The sequence below is a fragment of the Saccharopolyspora sp. NPDC000995 genome, from assembly GCF_053599315.1.
In genome coordinates, this window is record NZ_JBSFLZ010000193.1 from 1 (window position 1) to 7710 (window position 7710).

4 protein-coding genes and 2 pseudogenes are annotated in these 7710 nt (G+C 66.7%); 4 read left to right on the forward strand and 2 right to left on the reverse strand.

Annotated features, from left to right (window positions below; all coding sequences use genetic code 11):
• Window positions 1-403: 403 nt before the first annotated feature.
• From ACWDKQ_RS34020 to ACWDKQ_RS34030, 3 genes and pseudogenes are all read left to right on the forward strand, one after another.
• Window positions 404-523, forward strand: a pseudogene (locus ACWDKQ_RS34020) (ISAs1-like element ISMul1 family transposase); the annotation flags it as partial.
• A 1005-nt stretch (window positions 524-1528) separates the two neighbouring features.
• Complete coding sequence (locus ACWDKQ_RS34025; RefSeq protein ID WP_450142873.1) at window positions 1529-2149, forward strand: alpha/beta fold hydrolase; 621 nt, start codon at window positions 1529-1531, stop codon at window positions 2147-2149.
• A 670-nt stretch (window positions 2150-2819) separates the two neighbouring features.
• A pseudogene (locus ACWDKQ_RS34030) lies at window positions 2820-3277 on the forward strand (transposase); the annotation flags it as partial.
• A gap of 183 nt (window positions 3278-3460) precedes the next feature.
• Here ACWDKQ_RS34030 and ACWDKQ_RS34035 read toward each other — a convergent pair.
• A complete protein-coding gene (locus ACWDKQ_RS34035) occupies window positions 3461-4900 on the reverse strand; it encodes an FAD-dependent monooxygenase (RefSeq protein WP_450142874.1) in 1440 nt (479 codons plus the stop codon).
• Between the two features lie 115 nt (window positions 4901-5015).
• Between ACWDKQ_RS34035 and ACWDKQ_RS34040 the strand changes: the two genes are divergently transcribed.
• A complete protein-coding gene (locus ACWDKQ_RS34040) occupies window positions 5016-5981 on the forward strand; it encodes an Lrp/AsnC family transcriptional regulator (RefSeq protein WP_450142875.1) in 966 nt (321 codons plus the stop codon).
• 503 nt (window positions 5982-6484) lie between these two features.
• On the opposite strand, the gene ACWDKQ_RS34045 is transcribed toward ACWDKQ_RS34040, so the two are convergent.
• Window positions 6485-7654 carry a 2-oxo acid dehydrogenase subunit E2 gene (locus ACWDKQ_RS34045; RefSeq protein WP_450142876.1) on the reverse strand — a complete coding sequence of 390 codons (1170 nt, stop codon included), beginning with the start codon at window positions 7652-7654 and terminating at the stop codon, window positions 6485-6487.
• Between the last annotated feature and the right edge of the window lie 56 nt (window positions 7655-7710).

A 7710-nucleotide genomic window follows, 5' to 3' on the forward strand; every position in this document is an offset into this window, starting at 1 on the left:
GGCACACTGCATGGCTACGGGGCCTCTCGAAGAATGAAGATCTTGGTTCGACTTCATGATCTCCGAACGCCCCGCCCAGCTATCAGGGTGGCGGCCACGTCACGAAAACCCAGTTGACACGCCAACATCCAGGCTAACTACGCGGCCTTGCTGGAACAACGCCCGACTTGACACCCACAATCGCAGTTGCGGGCACGGGCGGGCCGAGACCCGCAGCCTGAAAGTCCTGATCCTGGACGCCGATCTGCGCTGGGAGTCGCTGAAGGCCCGGCAGGCCGTTCGGGTCCGGCGCTGGCGCCGACCGGTCGGCAAACCCGCCAGCATCGAAACGGTGCATTACCTGACCAACTTGCCACCGGCCACCGCCGTGCCTGATGGCCTGGCCAGACTCATCCGCTGGCAGGGCAGCGAGGGAAGACTCCACCTCGTTCGTGACGTCGCCTTCAACGAGGACCACCACCGGGCCTGCACCGGCAACGCGCCCCAGAACCTCGCCGTCTTACGCAACACCGCAATCACCCTGCGACCCTGCTGGTTAATTTCGGCGCGGTGTTAGGGCTGTTTGGGAAGGTGCGGGCGTGAAGCGAACGGACCGTTCCGTTCGTTCCACCTATCGAGGTGAACAGGCCGTTCACCGCACACCAACAGCCTTGGAACCTTGCGCGCGCCCTGGCACCGATCCGAACAACAGCGCCGACCACGGCCACCACACTGACTAGCCAGCTGCGGACTCTGCTGACGTATGACACTCGACCCGCCGGGCCGATCTTCGGACCGGACGGCGCTGTAGCCGCGCTCCGGCCATGAACCGAAGCATTCCACAACGCCGGACACGCCCTCGCGGCAGCAGCAAACCAAGCCAGCCTGCATCGCGGGCTCCGAGCGACCCTGCCCACCGCGTGATCTTCCACTGGGACCGGCTCGGACTCGACGCCGCAACGCAGCACGCGCTCGCCCACGCTGCCATCACAGCAATCCTCCACCCCTCCGAAGAGGACGGACGAGCGACCATGCGCTAATCATCCGACCCGCATGAGCGTCCGCAATTTCAGAATGGCACCGACGATCAACAGCCAGCAGTCAACTAAACACAACCCGTCTCAATTTGACCTGATAAGTACCGGACGATCAACCAATCGAGCCGAGGCCAAATGGCGATTTCGTGGGGACGGGAACGCGTGGCAACGCGTCGGAACCCGTCGTAACGAGGAGGAGTAAGAGCCGCTGACCTGTAGGGATGCGCTGATGTCACGTAAGTCGAGTTATGGGAGCGCGCAACGGTGCATGCGCGTTCGGGCGAGGGCAACGGAATCGGTGAAGCGCTGCTATTCGCGGCTGAAACCGACGAGCCGGAGGTGGCCGTGCGCGCGGGCCGGATACTGGTGCCCCGCCTCGCCACCGAGACTCCCAGCGGGCGAACCGCCGCGGCGGGCGAAGCCGGTAAGGGCGACATCGCCACTGAAACCCGCGTCGTTGAGCCAAGGCGGACGCGGGCCCGAGCTGATCTGCCTTTCCGTCGCTGGGTGCCATGGCCGGAATCCAGCAGTATTTCCGGCTGGCCGAGACTTTGGGCGCGACACGAACCCTGTCGTCTTTCTCGGTGCCCGGTTACCTGACGGGCGAGGAGCTGCCGGATTCCTTGGACACACTTGCGTCCTTATTGGCGATGAGTGTCAAGCGGCACCTGGGCCGATCGAAGGAGTACGTCCTGCTCGGGCACTCCTCAGGTGGCTGGATCGCGCACCTCGCCGCCGAACGGCTCGCTCGAGAGGGAATGCCGCCCGTCGGTCTCGCCCTGCTCGACACCTACCTGCCCGGCAGTGACGAGACCGCGGCGATCCTGCCCGAGCTCATCGCGGACATGGTCGGGTCACCCGCCGGTACCGCCCCGCTCGAACAGGTCCGCCTCACGGCGATGGGGTGGTACTTCAGGATCTTCGCCAACTGGGAGCCGACGTCGCTTCCGGCACCCACGCTGTTCGCGCGCCCCAGCGTTGCTTTCCGCGAACACCACCGCGAATCCGGTTGGCAGGCCACATGGCCGCTGGAGCACAGTTCGGCACACGTCGCAGGTAACCACTTCACGATGGTGGGCGAAGAGGTCGTGGAGACCGCACAAGCGGTGTCTACCTGGCTCGATTCGTTGTGATGCGAAACTGCGATGCTTGATTTCCGTTTAGACACCAATAGGATCTGCCCCTCACCCAACGGTTTTGGGTGAGGGGTCGTTCCTGTCGCGGCCGAGTGCGGCGCACCCCGAGCTGGTCGGTTCCACGACGTAGACCGCGTGGAGCATACGCAAAAATCCGCACAGCCAGCAGATGTTCCGGAGCGTCAGCCGACCAATCGCCCTTGCCCGGCATTGTTGGGCGCGGCTGTGCGTGCGACCGCGATACCCGGTCACGCGAGCGAGGCCGGCGCTGCTGTCCAGCATATGCGCAGCTCCGCCGAGACGGGCGGGGCTCCTTCGAATCTGGCGGTCTCTGACCACACGCCAGCCTGAAGGAGCCCCACGTCTCATGCTCACAGGGGAGGAAGGCATCGACGCGCACCGGAGTACAGCGCCCGCCACCCGGACCCACGGCCCCGCCCGCCCCAGCAGCGCGGCGCTGACCACAACGACCAACATCCCTACAAATCAGCCCTCTACGGTTTCAGGGGATTGCGGTGAACTCGGCTAGATCGGCCACGGTGAGTTGATCCAGGCACCGTCCAGTTTGGATGAGCAGCCGGACCGGCACCTGGGAGCCGGTGGCGAACCGGACCCGTTCGGTGTCGAGTGCGGTGCGGAGGGTGGTGATTTCGTCGGTGAGGCCGCGCGGTGCCGGTTTTCCTCGGCGCTCCTGCCTCCGTGGGCACGCAAGCTCCGAAGATTACCGAGGTACTGCCGCTGCTGTACCTACACGGCCTCTCCAGTGGGACTTCGTGCCTGCGCTCGGGCAATTCATCGGCAGCAGCAAGGGCTTATCCGCCACGGTGATCACGAAACTGACCGAGCAGTGGAAAACCGAACACCGAACTTTCACCGAACGCGATCTGACTACTGTGGACTACCTGTATCTGTGGTCGGACGGCATCCATGTCAACACCGCTTGGAAGAGCACAAACTTTGCCTGCTGGTCATGATCGGCGTGCGGGCCGACGGCCGCAAGGAACTCGTCGCCCTGGCTGACGGCTACCGGGATTCCACCGAGTCCTGGTCTGATCTGCTGCGGGACTGCAAACGTCGCGGGATGCGCGCCCGGTGCTGGCCATCGGCGACGGGGCACTGGGATTCTGAGGCGCACTGCGCGAGGGCTTCCCCGGCACCCGTGAGCAGCGCTGCTGGTTCCATTACGCCGATGTCGTGGTTATGCCGATGTTGCGTCGGGAGTTGTTGTGTGGGGCGGGGATCGCGCGGCTGAGATCGGCATAATCAGAGCGTTTCGAGGAAGGCGATGAGAATGTCGGGCGCTGTTGATCAGTGGGGTTCGCCGAACCAGTGGCCGAGCGCCGGTTCGAGGTCATCCGGGTTGCCTGCCCAGCACACGTAGCCGTCCGGCCGAATGAGCATCGGTTCGGCGTCAGCGCCCTGACCCGTGCGGTCCACCCGGTCCTGCCAGGGGGCGGCGACCTTGGCGAACCTGTCGGCCGGGTCGATCAGGACGCCGTGTCCGCGCCGTAGCAGCTCGTGCGACTGGACCGGGCCGAGATCGTGATCCGGCGCGGGCAGACCGACGAGCGGCTGCTCCTCGGCGCCCGGTATGGGGTAGCGGATTCCCATCCCGGACAACATGTCGTCGAGGTGGTACTGCACCGCCCGCAGTCGCGTCAGGGCCGCGAACAGTTCCCTGGCGGCCGTCAGATCCGGGTCGCGGGTGCCCTGCTGGTCCATCAGCAGGCTCTGCGCCTGCACGTTGCGCAGCACGGCGGCCGCGACCGGATGGCGTTCGGCGTGGTAGGTGTCGAGCAGGTGCTCGGGGGCCCAGCCGTGTACCGCGGCACCGAGTTTCCACCCGAGGTTCAGCGCGTCCTGGATCCCGGTGTTCATGCCCTGCGCGCCGATCGGGAGATGGACGTGGGCGGCGTCGCCCGCCAGGAACACCCGCCCGTGCCGATACCGGGCGGCCTGCCGGGCCGCGTTGGTGATACGGCGGGCGTAGCGCAGTTCGAGCAGTCGCACCCGGGAACCGAAGACGGCACGCAGCCCCTCACGGATCTCGTCCTCGGTGACCGGGACCTCACGGGGCAGTGACCGGCCCGGCCCGCCCAACGAGAGCCGGCGCATCGGCCTGCCCTGCGGATCGGTGCCGAGCGGGAACACCGACACCCAGTGCCCGTCCACGCTCCGGGCGTGCGTCATCGCCTGGTCGTCGCCGCCCAATCGCACGTCGGCGGCGACGGTGGTGATCGTGCCCGGCGTGCCGGGGAACTCCGCTCCCAGCAGCGACCGCACCGTGCTGCGGCCGCCGTCGGCGGCGACCAGGTAACGGGAGCGGACGACACCGCCGCTCGCGAAGGTCGCGGTGACCCCGTCCTCGTCCTGGGCGACGCCGGTCAGTTCGTGGTCGCGCCGCACGTGGACGTCTTGTGCGGCAAGGTGTTGCACGAGGAATCCCTCGATCACCACTTGCGGGATGGACCGCCACGGATGCCGGTGCCTGTCCCGGGTGAGCGGGAGCGTGATACCGGCGAAGTGGGCGGTGCCGATCGGGTAGTTTCCCGTCGCCAGCAACGGTTCCAGCAAGCCACGCTGGTCGAACGCCTCCTGCGTGCGGGACTGCACGCCGCCCGCCTTCGACAACGTACAGCGCTGCGACAGCTTGTCGACCAGCACGGCCGACACTCCCGCCAGCCGCAGTTCGTTGGCCAGTGTCAGGCCGGTCGGGCCCGCGCCGACGACGAGCACATCGGTATCCATGGTTTCTCCCCTGGTTGTGTCGATCAGGACGAGAGCAACGCTGCGTCCGCCGATGCGGCCGCGCCAGAAACAGGCTCCGGTTCGTCGATATCCGACGCCGACTACGCTCGGGCCGGTGGAATCCGACTACGACGAGCTGGATCGTCGGCTCGTGCACGCCTTGCAGATCAACGGCCGTGCCCCGTTCAGCACGATTGCCGAGGTGCTCGGCGTGTCGGATCGCACCATCGCCCGCCGGTACGCCCGGCTACGGTCGGCGGGGGCGGTGCGGGTGCTCGGCGGGGTCGACCCGACCGCGCTGGGCGCGGTGCTGTGGTTCCTGCGGGTGCGCTGCGCGCCCGCCGCGTCGGTCCCGGTCGCCGAGGCACTGGCCCGCCGCCCCGACACGTCCTGGGTGAGCATCACCTCCGGAGGCACGGAGATCACCTGCACGGTCCGCACCGAGAGCGAAGCCGACAGCGAGGCGCTGCTGCTGACCAAGCTCCCCCGCACCCCACGCGTGGAGGGAGTGACCGCACACTCCCTGCTGCACGCGTACTACGGCGGCCCGGACAGCCTGGTCGCCAAGCTCGGCTCGCTGGACGAAGAGGCGGTCGAGCGGCTGCGCCCGCCTCCGGTGCCACACCGACCGGGGCCGATGCGGCTCGACGACGGGGACCGCAAGCTCCTCGCCGCGCTCGCCACCGACGGCCGGGCCGAGTTCGAGCAGCTTGCCGCGGTGACCGGCTGGTCGCCGACGACGGTCCGGCGCAGGATGACCGAGCTTCGCGAACGTGGGGTGCTGTACCTGGACATCGACGTCGACGGAAACCTGTTCGGTGTCGGCCCCCGAACGCTGCTCTGGCTCTCCGTCGTCCCCGCCTATCTGGAACAGGTCGGCGCGGCCCTGGCCGGGCATCCGGAGATCGCGTTCGCCGCCGCCACGACCGGGCCGACGAACCTGTACGCGAGCGTGGTGTGCGCGAACCAACAGGAGCTGTACCGCTACCTGACCACCCGGGTGGCCACGCTGCCCGCCATCACACACGTCGAGACCGCACCAGTGATCAAGACCGTCAAACAGGCCGCCACCCAGACCTGACGACCGAGCCGCGCCGCATCAGACGTACCGAGGGGGCGACAACGGCCCCGGCATCTGTGGGGCCAGTTACGCGAGCGGTTGGCCCGCTATTCGGCATTACAGGACGGACGTTGTGCGACCGTCTGGCACCACGACGTACCGAGGTGATGTCGCCGAACGCCTTACTCCCGCTGCGGTAGTTCGGCTGTGTGGGCGCCGGGGAAAAGTCAAAAATGGTGGCGAAATCGACATAGGCGCCGCGCACCTCGATGTTCACCATGCTCTTGACCCGCTCCCGTCTGCCATATGCGAACGGTTACGATCATTAGGACTCACCTAGTAGGCGCAGCATGGCGAACGCGTTTGTCACGCCCAGGTAGGCCAGTCTCAGCAGCACAGTCGATCACAATGCCGTGGCGCTCGACAGCGGCGAATGCGTCCGCTCGAGTGACTACCGTTGACCTGCCTCTACGCCGTGCCCGCGCGTATGACCAGGGTGGATGAGGTTATTGGCAAGGGCAGGGTCAGCCGACCAGATCGGACTCGAATGCACCTTCCTCGATCCGTGCACGAACGGCTCCGATGAACCGGCCGGCGTCCGCACCGTCGATGACGCGGTGATCGTAGGTCAGCGGCAGGTAGCACATGGACCGCACGGCGATCTGGTCCTCGCCGTCGGGGCCGGTGACCACCGCGGGTCGGCGGTAGATCGCGCCTGTAGCGAGGATCGCGACCTGTGGCTGGTTGATGATCGGGGTGTCGAACAGAGTCTTAACGCTTCCGATGTTGGTGATCGTGAAGGTTCCTCCGTTCAGCTCGTCGACCTTGATCGTGTTCGAGCGGGTGCGTTCCGCGACGTCCGCGATCTTCCGGGCGAGACCGCCGAGGCTCAGGTCCTGGGCATCACGGACTACCGGCACCAGAAGGCCGCGCGGTGTGTCCACCGCGATCGCTAGGTGCACCCCGTGGTGGTGGATCACGGACTTCCCGTCCGCACTGACCGAGGCGTTGAACGCGGGGAACGCGGCGAGCGTCTCGATGACGGCCTTCGCGAAGAACGGCAGGAACGTCAGCTTCACTCCCTCGCGCCGCTCGAAGTCCAGCTTCGCACGTTGGCGAAGACGGACGATGCGGGTGACGTCGACTTCCTGGACGCTCGTGAGCTGCGCCGAAACAGCCAGGGATTCGTTCATGCGCTGGGCGATGATCTGCCGCAGGCGCGACATCGGGACGGTTGTTCCCGCCAGGTCGCGGGAGCCGGTGTCAGCAGGCGTCTCGGGATATCCGCTGGGGCGCGAGGATGTGGCCTCATCGGGGATCGCCTCGGCCTCAGGGACTCGCTGCGGAGGTGCCGGTTCCGTGGCCTGCTCGCGGGATTCGGTCTTCGACGTCGTGCTTTCGACGGCGTCATCCCTGTCGGGCTGCGTTACCTGGCTGGGGGATTCGCCGATTCGTGCAAGAGGCTCGCCGATGTCGACCGAGTCGTCCTCGGCGGCGAGGAGCTCGACAACGACACCAGTAACCGGGGAGGGGATTTCCGTGTCGACCTTGTCCGTGGACACCTCGAGCAGGGGCTCACCGACATCGACGGAATCGCCGACATTCTTCAGCCAGCGGGTCACGGTGCCGAAAGTGATGCTTTCCCCCAGCTCGGGCATCGAGACCTCGGTGATGTCAGTGGGCTGAGTGGGCATGGAAGCGGGACTCCTTTGTCAGAGTAGGTCGAGTGCGGCGGCGACGACGCTGTCGG